At 48.9% G+C, this 18,221-nt stretch carries 18 protein-coding genes; all 18 read right to left on the bottom strand.

The genetic code is table 11. From position 1 onward, the window contains the following. Positions 1 to 55: 55 nt before the first annotated feature. The gene (locus tag IJ22_RS06520) at positions 56 to 1,000 is read right to left on the bottom strand and encodes a dipeptidase (RefSeq protein WP_054818121.1); all 945 of its coding nucleotides are present in this window, start codon (positions 998 to 1,000) and stop codon (positions 56 to 58) included. Between the two features lie 154 nt (positions 1,001 to 1,154). Continuing rightward, positions 1,155 to 1,415 carry a stage V sporulation protein S gene (locus tag IJ22_RS06515; protein WP_006286829.1) on the bottom strand — a complete coding sequence of 87 codons (261 nt, stop codon included), beginning with the start codon at positions 1,413 to 1,415 and terminating at the stop codon, positions 1,155 to 1,157. 118 nt (positions 1,416 to 1,533) lie between these two features. After that, positions 1,534 to 2,328 (bottom strand): TIGR00282 family metallophosphoesterase, encoded by a 795-nt coding sequence (locus tag IJ22_RS06510; RefSeq protein WP_062408040.1) that lies wholly within the window; start codon positions 2,326 to 2,328, stop codon positions 1,534 to 1,536. A gap of 85 nt (positions 2,329 to 2,413) precedes the next feature. Continuing rightward, the gene (rny, locus tag IJ22_RS06505; protein ID WP_062408038.1) at positions 2,414 to 3,958 is read right to left on the bottom strand and encodes a ribonuclease Y; all 1,545 of its coding nucleotides are present in this window, start codon (positions 3,956 to 3,958) and stop codon (positions 2,414 to 2,416) included. 272 nt (positions 3,959 to 4,230) lie between these two features. Next, complete coding sequence (locus tag IJ22_RS06500; RefSeq protein ID WP_171005860.1) at positions 4,231 to 4,929, bottom strand: RecX family transcriptional regulator; 699 nt, start codon at positions 4,927 to 4,929, stop codon at positions 4,231 to 4,233. 126 nt (positions 4,930 to 5,055) lie between these two features. Next, the gene (recA, locus tag IJ22_RS06495; RefSeq protein WP_062408036.1) at positions 5,056 to 6,102 is read right to left on the bottom strand and encodes a recombinase RecA; all 1,047 of its coding nucleotides are present in this window, start codon (positions 6,100 to 6,102) and stop codon (positions 5,056 to 5,058) included. A 182-nt stretch (positions 6,103 to 6,284) separates the two neighbouring features. Further along, positions 6,285 to 7,532: a competence/damage-inducible protein A gene (locus tag IJ22_RS06490; RefSeq protein ID WP_062408034.1), complete on the bottom strand. Its 1,248-nt coding sequence runs from the start codon at positions 7,530 to 7,532 to the stop codon at positions 6,285 to 6,287. Between the two features lie 42 nt (positions 7,533 to 7,574). Continuing rightward, on the bottom strand, positions 7,575 to 8,162 hold the full coding sequence (gene pgsA / locus IJ22_RS06485; protein ID WP_054818118.1) for a CDP-diacylglycerol--glycerol-3-phosphate 3-phosphatidyltransferase: 588 nt from the start codon (positions 8,160 to 8,162) through the stop codon (positions 7,575 to 7,577). Beyond that, the gene (rimO, locus tag IJ22_RS06480) at positions 8,159 to 9,487 is read right to left on the bottom strand and encodes a 30S ribosomal protein S12 methylthiotransferase RimO (protein ID WP_062408032.1); all 1,329 of its coding nucleotides are present in this window, start codon (positions 9,485 to 9,487) and stop codon (positions 8,159 to 8,161) included. Before rimO ends, pgsA begins: the two co-directional genes overlap by 4 nt. 129 nt (positions 9,488 to 9,616) lie before the next feature. Then, positions 9,617 to 10,108: a YajQ family cyclic di-GMP-binding protein gene (locus IJ22_RS06475; RefSeq protein ID WP_054818117.1), complete on the bottom strand. Its 492-nt coding sequence runs from the start codon at positions 10,106 to 10,108 to the stop codon at positions 9,617 to 9,619. A 269-nt stretch (positions 10,109 to 10,377) separates the two neighbouring features. Then, the gene (locus IJ22_RS06470) at positions 10,378 to 11,241 is read right to left on the bottom strand and encodes a helix-turn-helix domain-containing protein (RefSeq protein WP_062408031.1); all 864 of its coding nucleotides are present in this window, start codon (positions 11,239 to 11,241) and stop codon (positions 10,378 to 10,380) included. Between the two features lie 67 nt (positions 11,242 to 11,308). Next, positions 11,309 to 12,091, bottom strand: a complete 783-nt coding sequence (locus IJ22_RS06465) for a DUF3388 domain-containing protein (protein ID WP_062408029.1) — start codon at positions 12,089 to 12,091, stop codon at positions 11,309 to 11,311. Positions 12,092 to 12,179: 88 nt separating this feature from the next. Further along, positions 12,180 to 13,031 (bottom strand): hypothetical protein, encoded by an 852-nt coding sequence (locus IJ22_RS06460; protein ID WP_235594268.1) that lies wholly within the window; start codon positions 13,029 to 13,031, stop codon positions 12,180 to 12,182. 502 nt (positions 13,032 to 13,533) lie between these two features. Beyond that, entirely contained in the window at positions 13,534 to 13,788 is a 255-nt protein-coding gene (locus tag IJ22_RS06455; RefSeq protein ID WP_054818115.1) for a DUF3243 domain-containing protein, read from the bottom strand. Positions 13,789 to 13,867: 79 nt separating this feature from the next. Beyond that, a complete protein-coding gene (gene ymfI / locus IJ22_RS06450; RefSeq protein ID WP_054818114.1) occupies positions 13,868 to 14,629 on the bottom strand; it encodes an elongation factor P 5-aminopentanone reductase in 762 nt (253 codons plus the stop codon). After that, complete coding sequence (yfmH, locus tag IJ22_RS06445; protein WP_062408024.1) at positions 14,619 to 15,911, bottom strand: EF-P 5-aminopentanol modification-associated protein YfmH; 1,293 nt, start codon at positions 15,909 to 15,911, stop codon at positions 14,619 to 14,621. The genes ymfI and yfmH overlap by 11 nt, the downstream gene beginning before the upstream one ends. Further along, entirely contained in the window at positions 15,912 to 17,216 is a 1,305-nt protein-coding gene (gene yfmF / locus IJ22_RS06440; protein ID WP_054818156.1) for an EF-P 5-aminopentanol modification-associated protein YfmF, read from the bottom strand. A 92-nt stretch (positions 17,217 to 17,308) separates the two neighbouring features. Continuing rightward, the gene (sleB, locus tag IJ22_RS06435) at positions 17,309 to 18,112 is read right to left on the bottom strand and encodes a spore cortex-lytic enzyme (protein WP_062410879.1); all 804 of its coding nucleotides are present in this window, start codon (positions 18,110 to 18,112) and stop codon (positions 17,309 to 17,311) included. Positions 18,113 to 18,221 lie beyond the last annotated feature (109 nt).

The following is an 18,221-nucleotide window of genomic DNA, read 5'->3' as shown; positions in this document are numbered from 1 at the left end:
ATATCAATTTGAGAATGTATTAGTTGTCTTATATCTATAAAAAAGATGTTAAATTTCAGTGAATGGGAAGGTGTTGACTCAAAAATGTGTGCCAGTTCTTATAAAAGAATCCTTCTATTTGCTCTTTTGTGAACTTTTTGTAAAGCGCTTCAGCCAAACGGTCATATTGGCCAGTATGCTCCAGGCCCGGAATGTGACGGTCTATCCCGTCAAAATCCGAACCCAGCACAAGCTGGCGTTCACCGCCTAACGCACAAATATATTCCATATGCCTTACGACATCGTCAACGCTTGCCTTCCCGCTGCTTTCCACGAACCATGGTACAAATGTCACTCCGATCCGCCCGTCCACACGAATCAAAGCTCTGATCTGCTCATCGTCCAGATTTCTGGGATGTCCGCACAGCCTCTTGACGTTGGAGTGCGTGGCTACGAACGGCTTGGCGGAAGCTGCCGCCAAATCCCAAAATGCCGCTTCCGACAAGTGGGACACATCCAATAGGATGCCCAGATCATTGCAATCTTTAATAAAGCTTTTTCCTTTGCGGGTAAACCCGCCTTGCCGGGGTTCCAGCACCCCGTCCGCCGCCCAATTCGCATAATTCCATGTCACTCCGATCATGCGAACCCCCAGGTGATAAAGAGTACGCGTATAAAGGGGGTTTCCGTAAAGGGCATCGGCACCTTCCAATGTCAGCAGCGCTCCGGGAACACGGCCGTTCATGACCAATTCCAGATCCCCGCGGGTTTTGACGGCCTGTATAAGACCGCTGCGAACGATCTTTTGATAAAAAATATTTATATACTCCAAATAATGGTCAAAATGAGGCTGAGTTATACGTTCAGGCAAATAAATTGCAAAACATTGCAGCTTTACATTGGAATGAAGCATTCTGGAATAGGTAACGTCCATCGGCGAGGTATGAACGTCGTAAAAGTCGATTGCCGGATCCAAGTACATTTTTAACAGCACATCGCAGTGCCCGTCGATCACCTTCATCAGCTTTTCCTCCCTGGCTCAACATAGAAAAAACTCCTGCACGGAGTCCGTTTAAAAGATGCCCAACCCTTTACAGACTCCGCCTTCTAGACAAAAAACACCTGTCTACAACGTAAACAGGTGTTCTGGCGCAACCGTATATGCACTTTTTATTTTACCTTGGTTCTACAATCAATTTAATGGCCGTCCGATCTTCCCCGTCAATTACAATATCTGTAAACGCTGGTATGCAGATCAAGTCAACCCCGCTGGGAGCCACAAATCCTCGAGCTATGGCTACGGCTTTGATCGCTTGGTTCAGAGCGCCCGCCCCGATGGCCTGGAGCTCAGCAGCCCCGCGTTCACGCAGCACTCCGGCGAGTGCGCCGGCAACGGAATTTGGGTTGGATTTTGCTGAAACTTTTAATACTTCCATGAAAAGTACCTCCTCGGGAATGATGATTGCTTCCAGTACTATTCATATTCTAGGAATTTCCCGATAATTCCTTCTCTCTGAAGATGGGCCGTCAATTCCTTCTTTTTCATAGCCTGGTTTATTCGAGGAGTACTCCGTCTTCATCCATCCGAATCAGTTGAATTTTTTTACCCAGCCCGCTTGCCGGATCCAAATCGATGCAAGCCGCGTGGAAATGCCATTTTCCTTCATCCACTACAAACCGGACTGGCAGCTGCGTTTTGAATTTTTGAAGCACGGCATTACGCTCCATACCAAGGATGCCGTCTCTCGGACCGACCATCCCTACATCCGTTACATAAGCCGTACCGAGCGGAAGTATACGTTCGTCGTTCGTCTGTACATGCGTGTGCGTACCTACAACAGCCGTCACTTTCCCGTCAAGATGCCAGCCCATAGCCAGTTTTTCCGACGTGGCTTCAGCATGAAAATCGACTAAAATATACTTGGTTCTTTTCTTTGCTTGCTCCACCAATTCGACGGCTTTTTCAAAAGGGCAGTCGAGCGGCGGCAAAAAGGTGCGTCCTTGCAGATTAATAATGGCAAGCTCCTGATCCTTCACCTTAATGAACGTCATCCCCCGGCCCGGCGTTCCCTTTGGAAAATTGGCGGGACGAACCATTCGGTCTTCCTTGTCGATGAAATCGTATATTTCCTTTTGATCCCACGTATGGTTTCCCATCGTTATCCCTTGCACGCCAAGCTCAAGAAACTCTTTGGTAATTGCCGAAGTAATTCCCCGGCCGGCCGCGGCATTCTCTCCATTGGCAATAATCCAGTGAGGGTTGTATTTTGTTTTCAGCTTGGGCAAACATGTTTTGAGCGCCTTACGTCCGACGGAACCGACGATATCGCCAATAAATAAAATTCGAATGACTTTCTCCTCCTGCCTGATTTCGGTTCGTTATGTAATTAAAGAGAAGTGGCTTTTCAGCCACTTCTCCTCTAGTGTATGCAAATTATTTGGCATATTCTACAGCACGTGTTTCTCGGATAACCGTTACTTTGATATGACCCGGGTAATCCAACTCGCTTTCAATCTTCTTCGTGATGTCTCTGGCCAAACGGAACGCTTCTGTATCATCGATCTTCTCCGGCTGAACCATGACGCGAACCTCACGGCCTGCTTGAATCGCATACGATTTTTCTACGCCCTCGAACGACTCGGAAATTTCTTCAAGCTTCTCGAGACGCTTGATATACGTTTCGAGCGTTTCCCTGCGAGCTCCCGGTCTGGCGGCGGAAAGAGCGTCTGCCGCACCGACAAGCATGGCGATGACCGATGTGGCTTCACAGTCGCCGTGGTGCGATGCGATACTATTGATCACCACAGGATGTTCTTTGTATTTCTTTGCAATTTCGACACCGATTTCTACGTGAGAACCTTCGACCTCATGATCAAGCGCCTTGCCGATGTCATGAAGAAGTCCGGCACGCTTCGCCAATGTCACGTCTTCTCCCAGTTCTCCAGCCATCAGCCCGGTCAGATATGCAACTTCCATCGAGTGTTTCAGTACATTCTGGCCATAGCTTGTACGGAATTTCAGGCGTCCCAAAATTTTGATCAAATCCGGATGGAGTCCGTGGACGCCGGTTTCGAACGTAGCTTGCTCGCCGTATTCGCGAATGCGCTCGTCGACTTCCTTGCGGGACTTCTCCACCATTTCCTCAATACGGGCCGGATGGATTCGTCCGTCGGCTACCAGCTTTTCAAGCGATGTTCTGGCAATTTCCCTTCGGATCGGGTCAAAACCGGACAAAATAACCGCTTCCGGCGTATCATCGATGATTAAATCGATGCCCGTAAGTGTTTCCAGAGCCCGGATGTTACGACCTTCACGACCGATGATGCGGCCTTTCATCTCTTCATTCGGCAGAGCTACAACCGATACGGTAGTTTCAGCCACGTGATCGGCGGCGCATCTCTGGATGGCCAGCGTGATGATTTCTCTGGCTTTCTTGTCGCCTTCTTCTTTGGCCTGTTGTTCAATTTCTTTAATTAACTGTGCGGATTCGTGACGAACCTCCTGCTCAACGTTAGTCAAGATGATGTTCCTGGCTTCTTCCATCGTCAGTGTGGAAATCCGCTCTAGTTCGGCAACCTGATCTTTATAAATCTGATCAATTTGCACTTGGGTTTCTTCGATTCGCTTCTCCTTGTTGGCAATCTGCTCTTCTTTTTTCTCAAGAGATTCTAATTTTTTATCCAGCGATTCCTCTTTTTGCAACAATCGTCTCTCTTGTCGTTGAGTTTCATTCCGACGGTCACGAATGTCTTTTTCAGCTTCGGTTCTGAGCTTGTGAATCTCGTCTTTCGCTTCCAGAACCATTTCTTTCTTCAGTGCTTCCGCCTCTTTGCGAGCATTATCAATAATTTGTGCGGCAGCTTGTTCAGCACTGGAAATCTTCGCCTCTGCAAGGGACTTGCGGATAAAATAACCAATCCATAAGCATAGAGCACCAACAACGAGAACAATCAGGATCCAGATGACTGAGTCTTGCATCCAGTTCACCTCCTCGTTGTTTCTCCAAGGGGTAAGCTTGGGATAATCAGGTTTTTTATCCATTTTACAAGCGCTAGGAAAAAGTAAAAATTGGCGATTTTACTTTGTGAATATTCCCTTTGGCTGGTGGGGAAGATTCTTGTGTATAAAGTTTATACATAAACATTTTATCTTTTGAGAAAGAAGCTTGTCAAGAAGATTGTCGTTTTCTTGAATTTTGATATACCACATTAATTATTAAAGTCATTTAATAATTGGATGAAAACTTCATCCTAATCTTCGTCTATATCCGGTTCATTCCGCTCTTCTTCTTGCCCCTGGACAGGCAAACGGTTCAGTACTTTGCTCACTACCGCCCCCGGGTAACCTCTGCGCTGAAGAAATCCTGCAATTTTGCGCCGGGCTTTAAGGGCATCCTTCTCCAGCTCAGCTCCGTACCGCTTCATCGTCAACTGATAGGCTATCCGGTACTCTGTCTCTTCATCTACCTGCTCCAAGGCCTCTGTGATATGTACTTTATCAATCCCTTTTTGCTGAAGCTCCTGTTTAATCCAGCGTCTCCCTTTTTTCTGCGACTCCAGCCGCTGCTTGGTCAACTGCTCCGCAAACAGCGAATCGTTCAGGTAACCTTCCTTCCGGAGACGTTCAACCGTCAGTTGATAGATTTCGGGCGAATACCCTTTTTGCTTGAGACGCGTCAGCAGCTCATGTTCGGAGCGCAGCCGGCTGGACAACAGCCGGATTGCGTCAAGATAGGCTTTGTGAACCTCTTCCTCGTACAATATGTGCTGCAGCCGGGAAGCATCGACGACTTCCCCTTTCAGAAGCCGATGCTTGACCAGGACATCTTCATGTACGGAAAAAGCAAACTTTTCGTCAATAAACAGGTTATAACGCTGTCTGGATCTCCGCTGCTGTTCAACTTTGGTGATGACTCCCGGTGCCAGACATTCGTCTGTATGATCCGTCACCTGTAACACGCTCCTTACAAACGGCAAGGACACCTTTCACTCATCGTAAAGGTGCCCTTGCCCTGGTTGGTGAAATCGCTATGTGCAATCTACCGGCGCATCGGAGTAGCTGATGTGACGTGGAGGTTATTCAAAAGGTACGGCGAAATCCTCTTCTTCCTCTTCATCCATGTTCGCTCCAACCGAAGTGACCAGATTGCTGTTATCCCGGATCTGCTTTTCGATCTCATCCGCAATGTTCTTGTTCTCCTTCAAGAACTGCTTCGCATTCTCCCGTCCTTGACCAAGCCGATCATTGTTATAAGAGTACCATGCACCGCTCTTCTGGATGATATCCATCTCGGTTGCAATATCTATGATGCTGCCCTCTCTGGATATGCCTTCGCCATACATGATATCAATCTCTGCCTGCTTGAACGGAGGGGCTACTTTGTTCTTGACCACTTTGATCCGCGTGCGGTTCCCGACCATATCATTTCCCTGCTTAATCGTCTCCACGCGGCGCACATCGAGGCGAATCGAGGAATAAAACTTCAGGGCTCGTCCGCCCGGTGTCGTCTCCGGGTTTCCGAACATTACGCCGACCTTCTCCCGCAGCTGGTTGATGAAGATGGCTATCGTCTTCGATTTGTTAATGGCTCCGGACAGCTTGCGCAGCGCCTGAGACATTAAGCGAGCCTGCAGCCCGACATGGGAATCCCCCATCTCTCCTTCGATCTCGGCCTTTGGTACAAGTGCCGCTACAGAGTCAATAACAATGATGTCGACCGCTCCGCTGCGCACGAGCGCTTCCGCGATCTCGAGCGCTTGTTCGCCTGTGTCCGGCTGGGACAGCAGCAGTTCATCAATGTTGATGCCAAGCTTGCTGGCATACAGCGGGTCCAAAGCATGCTCCGCATCGATGAAGGCAGCCGTCCCCCCTACCTTCTGCACCTCGGCAATGGCATGCAGTGCTACCGTTGTTTTACCGGAAGATTCCGGTCCGTATACCTCTATAATTCTACCTCGAGGAAAACCACCGATCCCCAGGGCGATATCCAATGCAAGCGAACCGCTAGGAATCGTCTCCACCTGCATATGGGCAGATTCACCCAATTTCATAATGGATCCTTTACCAAACTGTTTCTCAATTTGACGTAGTGCATTCTCCAAGGCTGCGCGCCGGTCTGTCAAGAGACTCACTTCCTTTTTCATATTCGTATAATTACATCATAGCGGGTTTTTCACCCGTTGCCAAGCTGTTTTTCGAACATACATTCGCATGTGGAACAAAAGAAAAACCGTAACAAAGGTTGTGGGCTTGTTACGGTACTTCCGCTATAATGTATTATACCTGATTTTCCGAATGGTGGCAACTATGACTTTAAAAGTTTCCAGAGATGGTAGAGCGAACTTTTGGATGCTCTCAGCTTTATCGTCTCCCGGTTGCCGGACTGCTGCAGCTTGACGACAGAGGCTTTCTCCCCCCGCCTGGCAATGCCTACGTAAACGAGTCCGATGGGTTTTCCCTCCGATTCGCCCGGGCCGGCAACGCCGGTAATAGAAACGCCATAGTCGGCTCCGGTCAGCTCCGCTACATTCTCGGCCATAGCGGCGGCGGTTTCTTCACTGATCGCGCCCGGCGCCCCGTCGCCCTCCAGCTGCTCCATAGGAATCTTCAAAAGCTTATGTTTCGCTGTATTCGAATAGCTGATGATACCTCCTACAAACGCATCCGAGCTGCCGGGAACGGAGGTCAGCATGTCGCTCAATTGCCCGCCCGAACAGCTCTCCGCTACGGCCAGCTTCTTGCCTTGCGAGGCCAGCGTCTGCAGGATATGCTGCTCCAAAGAAATATCCTCCGCCGCATAAATGTATTCGCCAAGCCTGCTGCGGATCTCCTGTTCCAGCGGCTTAAGCCTTCCGGCCGCTTCATCGGCCGACGCCGCCCGGGTCGTAAGACGAATGGCCACCTCCCCTTCTTTGGCGTAAGGAGCGATCGTCGGATCGGACTGGGCTTCAATCAGATCGATCAGCGCATGTTCAAGTGACGATTCACCGATTCCTGCAAATTTCAGCATCAAAGAATAAAGAGGCTGTACATGATCCATCTTGGACTCGATCCATGGGCGTGCATAACGATCAAACATCGGCTTCATTTCTTTTGGGGGGCCCGGCAGCAGAATATAATGCGTTCCCTCATGCGTCACGGCGTTGCCGACCGCAAGTCCCGTATCGTTGGCAAGAGGATCGCTATGCTCGAGCATGAGCGCCTGACGCATGTTGCTCTCAACCATGGGAATTCCCCGGCCTTCAAAGAGAGTCTTCATCTTGTCCAGCGACGGCTGATGAATCACCAGGCTTTGTCCGAGCACCTCGGCAAGGACGTCTTTTGTCAGATCATCCTGCGTTGGACCAAGCCCGCCTGTGCATATAATTAAATCCACGCGACTTTTGGCAAGGCGCAGCGCTTCTTTTATCCGTGAAGCGTTATCGCCTACTACCGTCTGAAAATAAACGCCGACACCGATATCCGCAAGTCCGCGTGCCAAATATTGTGCATTCGTATTCACAATCTGTCCCATCAGCAGTTCGGTTCCGACGGCAATAATTTCCGCTTTCATAATACGTTTCGCCTCCAAATAAAACAAAAACAATAGGAACACCTACTGTTTTTGTTCGTCAAAGTTGAGCACATGCTTATTTTTAACAAAGTAATCGATACCCGAATAAACGGTAATAATTGCGGCGATCCAGCTGGTGACAACGTCAAACGGGAAATCGATGAAAGCGAATGGAAAATTGTTCAGGAGCAGTGCGATAATCGCCGTTATTTGCGCCGCTGTTTTCCATTTTCCCCACTTGCTTGCCGCCATGACGATGCCTTCAAGCAGCGCAATTTGACGAAGGCCCGTGACGGCGAACTCGCGGCTGATGATGACAATGACAATCCACGCCCCAAGCTTATCCATCTCCACCAGGGAAACCAGAACGGCAGACACCAAAAGCTTATCCGCGAGCGGGTCCAGAAGCTTGCCGAGATTCGTGACAAGCTTCCGTTTCCTGGCAATGTAGCCGTCGAGACTATCCGTACTCGCAGCCACGATAAAGATCAGCGCCGCGATAATCTGGTTATACGTAATGCTGAACTGATCGATCCGGATGTGGGGAAATTTCACATTAACGAGCAAAAAGAACATAATGATCGGGACTAAAAATATTCTCGCCAACGTGATCCGGTTGGCCAAATTCATGCCACGACCTCCCCGGACAAGTCAAATTCGAATGAATGGGTAATTCTTACCTTCGCAATTTCGCCGATTTCAAGCTTCGTCCCGCGGGCAAATACCTCGCCGTCGATTTCCGGAGCATCGTACATGGAGCGGCCTACATAGACATCGCCCCTGCCGTCATATTTCTCAATCAAGACATCGATGACTTGACCGATCCGGCTGCTGTTTCTCTCGCTTGAGATTTCCCTCTGGATTTCCATCAGCACGTTCGCGCGGTATTCCTTCACCTCATCAGGGACTTGATCAGGCAGACGCGAAGCCGGCGTATCTTCTTCCTGCGAATACGTAAATACCCCAAGACGGTCAAATTGAACTTCGCGGATAAACGCCTTCAGATTCTCAAAATCCTCTTCGGTCTCACCCGGGAAGCCGACTATGATGGACGTACGAAGCGACACTCCTGGAATACGTTCACGGATTTTTCGAATCAATTCGCGAGCGTCACGCTGCCGGCCCGGCCGGCGCATCCGCTTCAGGATACGGTCCTCGCTGTGCTGCAAAGGCATATCCACGTATTTGCATACCTTTGGATTATTGGCAATCACGTCGATCAGTTCGTCCGTAAAAAAGCCGGGGTATGCGTAATGAAGCCTTACCCACTCGATGCCAGCAACCTCGCTTACCTTGTTCATTAGTGTAGGAAGCATGAACTTGTCATAAAGATCCGTACCGTAATTGGTGGAATCCTGAGCAATCAGACTGATCTCCTTTACACCTTGAGCGGCAAGCTGTTCCACTTCGGCAAGAATCGACTCCATACTGCGGCTTCGAAACTTTCCGCGCATGATCGGAATACTGCAGAATGTACAGGCGTTATCGCATCCCTCCGCAATCTTCACATAGGCTGTATAACGAGGCGTGGTTAAACGTCTCGGCAGTTTCTGCTCATAGTTGAATACCGGATTTCCTACCATAACCGGTTTTTTGCCTGACAACGCCTTATCGACAATATCGTTGATTTTGTCAAAATCACCGGTTCCGACGATCCCGTCGATCTCCGGCATCTCATTCATCAGCTCTTCCTTGTACCGCTGCGTCAAACAGCCCGATACGATCAACGCTTTCAATTTGCCGGTTTGCTTCAGTTCAGCCATATCCAATATCGTATTCACCGACTCCTCTTTCGCCGCATCGATGAATCCGCATGTATTGACAATAATGACCGTAGCTTCTTCCTTTTCCGATACCAAACTGTAACCACGTTCGTGAATAAGACCGGACATGATTTCGGAGTCAACCAAATTTTTCTCACAGCCCAGGGTTACTACTTTAACTTTCTCTGTCATGTAACATCCTCCACCTGTTCCTTCTCAACGACTAGTTACAAGTATAATATAACCGTTTAAAGAGTGTCAAAATCATAAAAAGCCTTACGAATGCTTTTGTCCGTAAGGCAATCCGCACGTCTTCGGCGCTTACCTGAAATTGATGAATTGCAATTCAAGAGGCAAATCGGCTTTCCGGAGCAGCTGCATGACCTGCTGCAAATCATCCTTGCTCTTCCCGCTTACCCGAATCTGATCTCCCTGGATCTGGCTTTTTACTTTCAGCTTGGAGTCGCGAATCAGCACATTGATTTTTTTAGCATTGTCCTGATCGATGCCTTGCTTCAACTTGATCTTCTGGCGGACCGTTCCCGATGCAGCCGGTTCCACCTTGCCATAGTCCAAATTTTTCAAAGAGATGCCCCGTTTGGCCATCTTGGAATGAAGAATGTCGAGTACATTCTGAAGCTTGAACTCATCGTCGGATATGACGACCAGTTCCTCCTTCTCGAGAGCTATACTGCTCTTGCTCCCCTTGAAATCGAATCGTGTGGCGATTTCTTTTTCCGCCTGATGAATGGCATTGTTCAGTTCCTGGATATCCAATTTGGATACGATGTCGAATGAATTTTCGCTGCTCATGCATGATCTCTTCCTTTCTTGACATTCTGCACCAAGAAAACCGCCGCTAATCACAGTCCGTCATCTTGGCAAAAGATTCCGACAGAAGCTTTTCTTAATCATAACAAAAAAGACACCTTCAGCACAAAGCCTACGAGTGTCTTCAGCTGTATAATATGTGCAAATCCAAACCATAAATAGCCAATGGCGTAATCCCCTTATGCTTACACTGCCGCAGAATCGCGGCTGCCTCTCCATGATAACCGTTCACGCTCAGGAGGCAATCCAGGCTAAGAAGGCTGCAAGTCGATCTGAATTCGTTTGACATTCGCTTCGTCCCCTACATTAATCGGGATGCCGTTGATCTTCAATTCCACAGCACTGGCTCTTCCCAAAACCAATCGCGCGGTATCCGGAACAGTCCACGTTTGCGTATTTCCGTTCAGGAAGTTTTGCGAAGCGAGCACTTTCTTTTCATGGCCCGCGGACTCCACCTCAACCCAGCACTTCTCGCCGGTCACCGTCATTTCGATATTCAGCTCCTGCACTCCCGCTACCGAGTAATAATCGGTGTTTTTCTCGCTTTTGACCAGCTTTACTTCGCTTTTTGGAAGTTCAGGCTGCACGGGCACCTGTGCAGGCGTTTGCTGCGCTGCAGCTCCCGTCTTGGCATTGGCGTCCCCATCGACTTCCGCCGTCTGGGGAGCGGGCGCTACCTTATCGGTAATCGTCTTGGGCAAATCGTCCGAGGCATCTTTGGAGCCGCCGGTATAATTAAGATTAACAAAATAATAGATAATCCCCAGGATCAGCACGACAAAGGAAATCACCATTAGGTTAGAGGCCCATTTGCCAATCCATTCCGTGTTACGGGTCGTCCGCTTGCTGCGGATCGGTTCAGTCATTGGCTCAGGCTCAAGAGACGGAATTACATTTTGATAAAGCTTCAGCACCTCGTTCGGATCCAGACCGACAGCTTCAGCGTAGCTTTTAATGAACGCTCGTACATAAAAATTCCCGGGCAGTACCTTATAGTTGCCATCTTCGATGGCTTCCAGATACCGCTTGCGAATCTTAGTCGTCTCTTGTAAATCATCGAGCGATATTTTATTTTCCAGTCTGGCTTTTTTTAACATCTGACCAAGATCGGACACGTTGTCACTCCTTTCAAGAACAGTGGAAGCAACCTTATGGACAGACGCCAGCTCGCGTCAACCATGCTTAATAATCGTCGATCCCTGATGTAAAGATCTCATATGAAATTTCTTCATCCGGCGTATTGCGAAGCTCGACGATACAGTCGAAATGATCATACGTATATTCGGACTCACGGATAAAAATATCCGGATGCTCAATGACTTTGGTGGACGGCATAGCCATAATTTCCTGCAGGAGAGCATAATGTTTCTCGTTGGAACGCAGGGTCGACACAATACCGTCAATAATAAACACGTTGTTCGGATTCATCTCTTCTTCGGACAGCTGGCTGCGCACGGTTTGGCGAAGCAAGGTGGAGGAAACAAAGGTCCACCTTTTGTTCGAGCATACGCTGCCCGCAATGATCGATTCCGTTTTGCCTACTCTCGGCATGCCTCGTAATCCTACGACATGGTTTCCCTCCCGCTTAAATACTTCGCCAAGGAAATCCACTAACAGTCCAAGTTCATCCCGAGTGAAACGGAACGTTTTGCGGTCGTCCGAATCCCGTTCAATATAACGGCCATGCCGTACCGCTAAAATATCAACCAGCTTCGGCGTGCGCAAAGCCGTTATAGTTATATTATCCACTTTTTTCAGCATTTTACCCATCAATTCTACTTTTTCTTCATCTTTTGTTTGCAACAGCATCCCGCGGGTCCGGTCTTCCACCCCGTTGATCGTAACGATATTGATATCAAGCATCCCCATTAAAGATGCGATATCTCCCAAAAGTCCCGGACGGTTTTTATGTATTTTGTACTCCATATACCATTGTTTAATCTCTTGATTTACTTCTATTGTCATGAGTTTATTCTCCGATCCGTAATTTTTGCAACTCGCACCACAAAAATATTCTACAAAATTCGATAAAATCCTCTCGAAAGGCACTAACTTATTCACGTTTCGTGATAAATTTTATTTCCGCATTGGTATAAGGCTGAATCCCCGGCTGCCACCGTCCTTGCTCCAACATATCCCTGACCGAGGTCAAAATGCCAGGCCACTGCAGTTCAATCCGGGTCGAAGCCAGATTCATCACCGGAACCCGAAGGGAGTTCAACCGCTGCAATTGTGCGGCTTCAAGTGGAGCATATACGGCAATCCATGAAGGCCTGTTCGCCTGAACCTGATATTGCAATTGCGAAAACCAGCCCTCTGCATCGGCCAAGCTGATGTATTCCGCTTCTTCGGAAGGCGCCCACTCCGAAGGAATCGGATAGGCCGAGGTGGTAACCCATTCGATATTTCGTCCGCTTACAAGCTGCTGGCGTACCCATTCGTCCCATTCAGCCTGAAGCTGTTCCTCTGTCACCAGCTTGAGCGAGATATTCTGCTCAGATACAGCAAATGCTTTCCGATCTATAACATCATCGAGCAGCAACCAGTTGCGCTCAGGTACTTTTCCGGCTTCCGGCAGGACATTGCGGACCAACTCATGTCCCGCTACTAAAATCATATCATAAGGCCGAGTTCTAACATGATCCAGCTGTTCTTCCGTCAGAGCCGACGCATTTTGCATCCATTCGAACGACGTTTGCTTTTGCTCGCGCCATTCAAGCAGCGTGCTTTGCAGCGTATTCTTGACTGGATCCGAAATTTCCGGTCCGGTTATGACAAGAATTGATTTTTTGGACTCCAGCAAGGCCGGATCAATCTCCGGGATTTGACTGGCGCATCCCGCCGCCATGACGGCCATACCAAGCAAAGATATTCCAATTATCCATCGTTTTAAAGTTTTCTTCAAAACGTATATCAACCTCTCTTCTGTCAACCCATGATCCCTTATCCAGTATAACAGAAAGGCTCTGTTAAAGGCTAATGTGATCTTTGTCCACACCCATGTTCGGATGTTGAAACAAGAACAAACAGGTATGGATAAGCTCAATAAAGCTGAAAGGAGTCTCGACCCTCCTGAATCATATCCGTAATGGCAGCATAAATGTTGGGTGGATATTCAGCGATTCTATGGCAATCGGATAAAGTTCGGTAGATTGTTGAACGTACTCCTTGATTTCCAAATTTCGAGCAATGGATTTCAACGCATCTGCAAATTGCTTTTCAACGGATGGAAGAGCCATAGGGTGTATCCCTCGTTTCATTAGAATTATCATAAAAATTATAATTCAAATGTCGAGACAAATACAGGCCGGATTACTCTCTAAATATCGCAACAATCTTTAACATGACCAATGGAAAAAGCAAGGAAAAGCCTCCCCGAGAGGAGGCTTTCAACAATACCGGTATGATTAATTATTCGCTTTGGCCAACTTGACCATGATCTGAGCCAACACTTTTCTTTCCTGTTCGTCACTGACATCCCAAAGCTCTTTCAGCACGCGCTCTTCCTTGTTCTCGGGATCAATCTTGTCGGCCAGAAACTCGCCGATTTGGAAGGCCAGATTCGAAATCGTCTCCTCTGTCATTCCGGCCTTTTCAGCCTGCTTTACGCGCTCACCCAAGAATTCTTTCCAACGCTCGAACACCTTCAGCACCGTAGCCATGTCGCAATTCCTCCTTGTAAGAATGAATGGTCGTTGCAACTATAATGTCTGCAATAACAAAGGGGATTATACGGCAGGCTTACGTCAGCCAACCGCCGTTGGGGCTGATGATTTGTCCGGTAATATAACCCGATTCCGGCAAAGCAAGAAAATAAACAAGCGAAGCGATTTCGTCCGGACGACCGAATCGGCCTGCCGGAATTTCATTTTCGATGGCAGCCTTCTCCGCAGCATCAAACCCGGCCATCATCAGTGTATCCACAGCGCCGGGAGCCACAGCATTGACGGTAACCCCCGATGGCGCCAGCTCCTTGGCCAGCGCTTTCGTAAAGGCATTAATGCCCCCTTTGGCGGTAGAATAAGCGACCTCGCAGGAAGCCCCGGAAATGCCCCATATGGAGGATACATTGATGATGCGGCCGTATTTTTGAGATACCATATAGGGCATAAACTGGCGGGTCATGAGAAAGGTTCCTTTCAGATTGATTCCCATCATTTCGTCCCACTGCTCTTCCGTTACGTCGGCGAGCATTCCGTAATGCGATACGCCTGCATTGTTTACAAGAATATCAGGTATCATTCCGTGATGCAGCAGCTTCTCCTTCATTCGCTCCACCTGCTCCTGCGACCGCAAATCGGCAGTCACCGTCAGCACGCGGGCTCCCTGGCTCATACAGCTACGAGCGGTTTCATTAGCCGCTTCATGAGACTGCAGATAATGAATGACTACATTCAAGCGCGCAGAGGCAAAACGGCGGGCGATCGCCGCGCCGATGCCCCGGCTCGCCCCCGTGATCAATACCGTTTGTTCCGTAAATGGTTTGTTCGCGTTATGCTCCATTGGAATCACTTGTCACGATGGATGCCGCAAGGCGGTTCCAATCAAAATGGCTGTGAAGCAGCTCGTTCACATCGGCGTGCTGCAGCTCCTCGTAAACGGGCAGAATATCAAACAGCTCAATACCTTTAAATCGGTACTTAGTAAATTCATTAGCGATCGCTTCCGGTGAATTGAGCTGTCTCAGGAATGCGCCGATCTTTTTCTTCTTGCTCCGGTCAAAATCCGAGACGGCGATGCCTTCCGATTTGACACGGTCGATTTCTTCTTGGACCCGGGAAATTAATTTCTCAGGATCCTTTGTGTCTCCGCCCATCACGGTAAAGGCATAGTTTTCCGCTATGTTGTATTCCGAACCGAAGCTGTCGGAAATCAGCTGCTCGTCGTACAGCTTTTGATAAATGGCCGAGCTTGGGCTCACAAGGATATCAAGCAGGACCTTCATCGCCAGCTCCCGCTTCAGCATCTCCCGTCCTCTGAGCGGCTGATCCGGCTCCTTGCAGCCGAAAAGGCATTTAGGCAAAGAAACGGGCAGCACGGCCACCTTGCGCGGCGCCTTTACCGCGGCCGGTTCCTCATCGAAATATCTGTGGATTTCCCCTTGAGCTTTGAACGATTTGGCCGCCTGGTTTTGCCTTACCAGTTCCATGATTTCCTCCGGTTCCACTCTGCCAACGACGAACAAGCTCATATTGCTCGGATGGTAAAAGGTATGGTAGCAATCATAAAGCATTTCTTTGGTAATTTTCCCGATCGATTCCACCGTACCGGCGATGTCTATATGCACGGGATGGACATGGTACATCGTCTCGATTAACCCGAAATACACGCGCCAGTCCGGATTATCCTTATACATATTGATTTCCTGACCGATAATGCCCTTTTCCTTCTCCACGTTCTCATCCGTAAAATACGGATTTTGAACAAAATTCAGTAGCGTAGTCAAGTTTTCCTTGATATGTCCGGTGGCAGAAAATAAATAAACCGTCCGGTCAAAGCTGGTAAATGCATTTGCCGAGGCTCCTTGCGCCGCAAATACGGAAAAAATGTCGCCCGTCGGCTCTTCGAACATTTTATGCTCGAGAAAATGCGCAATGCCGTCAGGAACTTTTCGCCGCTCTCCGCCTTCTACCTGAAAGTGATTATCGATAGAACCGTATTTTGTGGAAAAGGTAGCATACGTTTTCTGAAAGCCTTCTTTCGGCAGGATGAAAACGGAAAGTCCGTTCGGAAGCTGCTCCGTATACAATGTTTCTTTCACATGTGGATAAGGGATGACCTGCATTTATTCTCCTCCCTTGCGGTCGCGCAGGAAATAAATCGTATCAAGCTGAACCTTCTGCGCTATATTCCGGATTTGCTCCGGGGTCGTCTGTTCGACTTGTTCGATCAGCTTGGGAACCGTACGCTCCGCACCTGACAGACGGTTGTTGAAATCAAAAGCAATCCATTCGAATGCGGAATCCTGCAGCTCGCGCAAATGGCCCGAAATCATCGCTTTGGTTTGCTGAAGCTCCAAGTCCGATATCTTTCCTTCTTCCATTGCTTTTAATTGCTCTCTGATGATCGTAACGGCTTTCTCATAGTTTGCAATCTCAATTCCCGATTGGATCGTCATGATTCCTTTATGGCCGTCCAGACGCGAGGAAGCGTAGTAAGCCAAGCTTGCTTTCTCCCTGACATTCGTAAACAGCTTGGAATGCGGATAACCGCCCAGAATACCATTGTACAGCAGCGCAGAAGGATAAGATTCGTCCGCGTAGGATGTCGGTATGCGAAGTCCCATGTTCAGTTTGCCCTGACTTACGTCAAGCCGCTCAACCACTTCTTTGACCTGCGCCGCATTTCTGTGTTCGATCCTGAGACTGTACGAAGGAGCCGCGGAACGCTGCACCGAGAAATAACGGTCAATCCATGGAAGCACTTGCTCCAGATTCGTATTTCCGACAACATAGACATCCATAGGTGCGCTCTGCAGCAGTTCGTGAAACCGCGCCGTCAACGGCTCGGCTTCGATGGATTCCAACACATCAAGCTTGCCCAGCGGATGCAGCCGGTAAGGCTCCTCGCTGCACATTTCTTCAATGCAGCGCTCGGCCGCATATTTGACTTTGTCGTTTACGATCGCCTGCAGCCGTTTCTCCAGCGTGGTTTTTTCCGATTCAATATACTTTCGGACCAGCGTGCGGCCTTCGAGCGCAGGCTCCGTTATGGCGCCGCCCATAAACTCGATCGCCTGCTCCAGCAGCGAGCGGCTGCTCGAAACGAATTCATCCTGGATTACATCCATTCGGAACTGCAGCATTTGATAATCACCGCGTTTATAGATGTCAAAACCAAAGCCCGCACCGTACATGTCGTCCAACCGTTCCCGGAACTGCTTTGTCTGCGGGTAAGCTTTGCTGCCGCGCCGAAGAACGAACGGTATCAAAGCTGTCGGGGTCACCGTCTCCTCGTCAAGCGGACTGCCGATATACACCGATAACGCGAATGTCTTGAACTGCTCCGTCGGGAGCACATGTACACGTACGTTACGCACCGTACCTCGCTGAAATTGGGTATCCTTCAATGGCGAAACAACTCCTCTCATGATCGCGTCCATCCGCCTTCCTTCACATGATCCATTATATTCCTCTATAAACAGAAGAAGCAACCGCAGCAGGGTTACTTCTACTTGATGCTTTATTTGCAGAAAATATGTTTTCCGATTTGTTTGACTTGAGGACGCGTCCAGATCCAGGCGGACGTCGCTGTCTCCGGATTGAAATAATACAGGCAGCCGTCGGTAGGATCCGAGCCATTCAACGCATCTTGAACGGCCTTGCGTGCCGTATCGTTTGGAGTCAGCCAGATTTGTCCATCGTCAACGGCGGTAAATGCTCTAGGTTGAAAAATGACTCCGGAAACGGTATTGGGGAAGCTTGGAGACTTCACGCGGTTTAAGATAACAGCCGCAACGGCGACTTGGCCGATATACGGCTCCCCGCGGGCTTCCCCGTACACAGCGTTAGCCATAATATTCAGATCCTGCTGTGACAATCCGAAACGCGTTGAGGGCGTCATTCCTGTCGGTGCCCCGGATGCCCGCTCCTGGCCGCCGCCTCCGCCCGAGGCTTGACCCTGCCGTCCCCCGGTAACCCAAGGAGGCAAGTCCTCGGCTTTGGGCTTCCAGGCCTTCGTCGCTTCCCAAAGCTTCAATTTGGTTTTACTTCCGGCGATACCGTCAACCTTTAACCCGAACTCGGATTGAAACCACTTGAGCGCCTTAAAGGTCTGATAGCCGAAATCGCCGTCCACCCTTCCTTTATAAAAGCCCAAAAACTTAAGCCTTCCTTGAAGCTCGTACACATCCGCAGTGGAGGAAGCTCCATAACGGATTTCGTTCTTGCTGAACGTTTGCTCCGTGCTATAGCGATGCTTAAGTTCAAAACCGGCAAACAAAACGAAAATTAAACAAACGGTAATAACAACCAATCGTTTATTCATTGTAATCATACTCACCTTTCCCACTTCATTTTGGCAACCTTTTTACGGTTATTATGAGAAAGGGAGTCAGCTTCTATTCAAGCAGAATTGGTAATCTCTGGGTGTTATG

The sequence above is a fragment of the Paenibacillus naphthalenovorans genome (genome assembly GCF_001465255.1).
Lineage (GTDB): Bacteria > Bacillota > Bacilli > Paenibacillales > NBRC-103111 > Paenibacillus_G > Paenibacillus_G naphthalenovorans.
The sequence above is the reverse complement of the archived record's forward strand: the minus strand, read 5'-3'. Positions and strand labels throughout refer to the sequence as shown.

Excerpts from the sequence above, each read along its gene's own strand:
- IJ22_RS06520 (WP_054818121.1), bottom strand. The coding sequence starts at position 1,000 with ATGAAGGTGATCGACGGGCACTGCGATGTGCTGTTAAAAATGTACTTG.
- IJ22_RS06515 (WP_006286829.1), bottom strand. The coding sequence starts at position 1,415 with ATGGAAGTATTAAAAGTTTCAGCAAAATCCAACCCAAATTCCGTTGCC.
- rny (WP_062408038.1), bottom strand. The coding sequence starts at position 3,958 with ATGCAAGACTCAGTCATCTGGATCCTGATTGTTCTCGTTGTTGGTGCT.
- IJ22_RS06490 (WP_062408034.1), bottom strand. The coding sequence starts at position 7,532 with ATGAAAGCGGAAATTATTGCCGTCGGAACCGAACTGCTGATGGGACAG.
- pgsA (WP_054818118.1), bottom strand. The coding sequence starts at position 8,162 with ATGAATTTGGCCAACCGGATCACGTTGGCGAGAATATTTTTAGTCCCG.
- rimO (WP_062408032.1), bottom strand. The coding sequence starts at position 9,487 with ATGACAGAGAAAGTTAAAGTAGTAACCCTGGGCTGTGAGAAAAATTTG.
- IJ22_RS06475 (WP_054818117.1), bottom strand. The coding sequence starts at position 10,108 with ATGAGCAGCGAAAATTCATTCGACATCGTATCCAAATTGGATATCCAG.
- IJ22_RS06465 (WP_062408029.1), bottom strand. The coding sequence starts at position 12,091 with ATGACAATAGAAGTAAATCAAGAGATTAAACAATGGTATATGGAGTAC.
- IJ22_RS06455 (WP_054818115.1), bottom strand. The coding sequence starts at position 13,788 with ATGGCTACGGTGCTGAAGGTGTTCGAGCGTTGGAAAGAATTCTTGGGT.
- ymfI (WP_054818114.1), bottom strand. The coding sequence starts at position 14,629 with ATGGAGCATAACGCGAACAAACCATTTACGGAACAAACGGTATTGATC.
- yfmH (WP_062408024.1), bottom strand. The coding sequence starts at position 15,911 with ATGCAGGTCATCCCTTATCCACATGTGAAAGAAACATTGTATACGGAG.
- yfmF (WP_054818156.1), bottom strand. The coding sequence starts at position 17,216 with ATGAGAGGAGTTGTTTCGCCATTGAAGGATACCCAATTTCAGCGAGGT.
- sleB (WP_062410879.1), bottom strand. The coding sequence starts at position 18,112 with ATGAATAAACGATTGGTTGTTATTACCGTTTGTTTAATTTTCGTTTTG.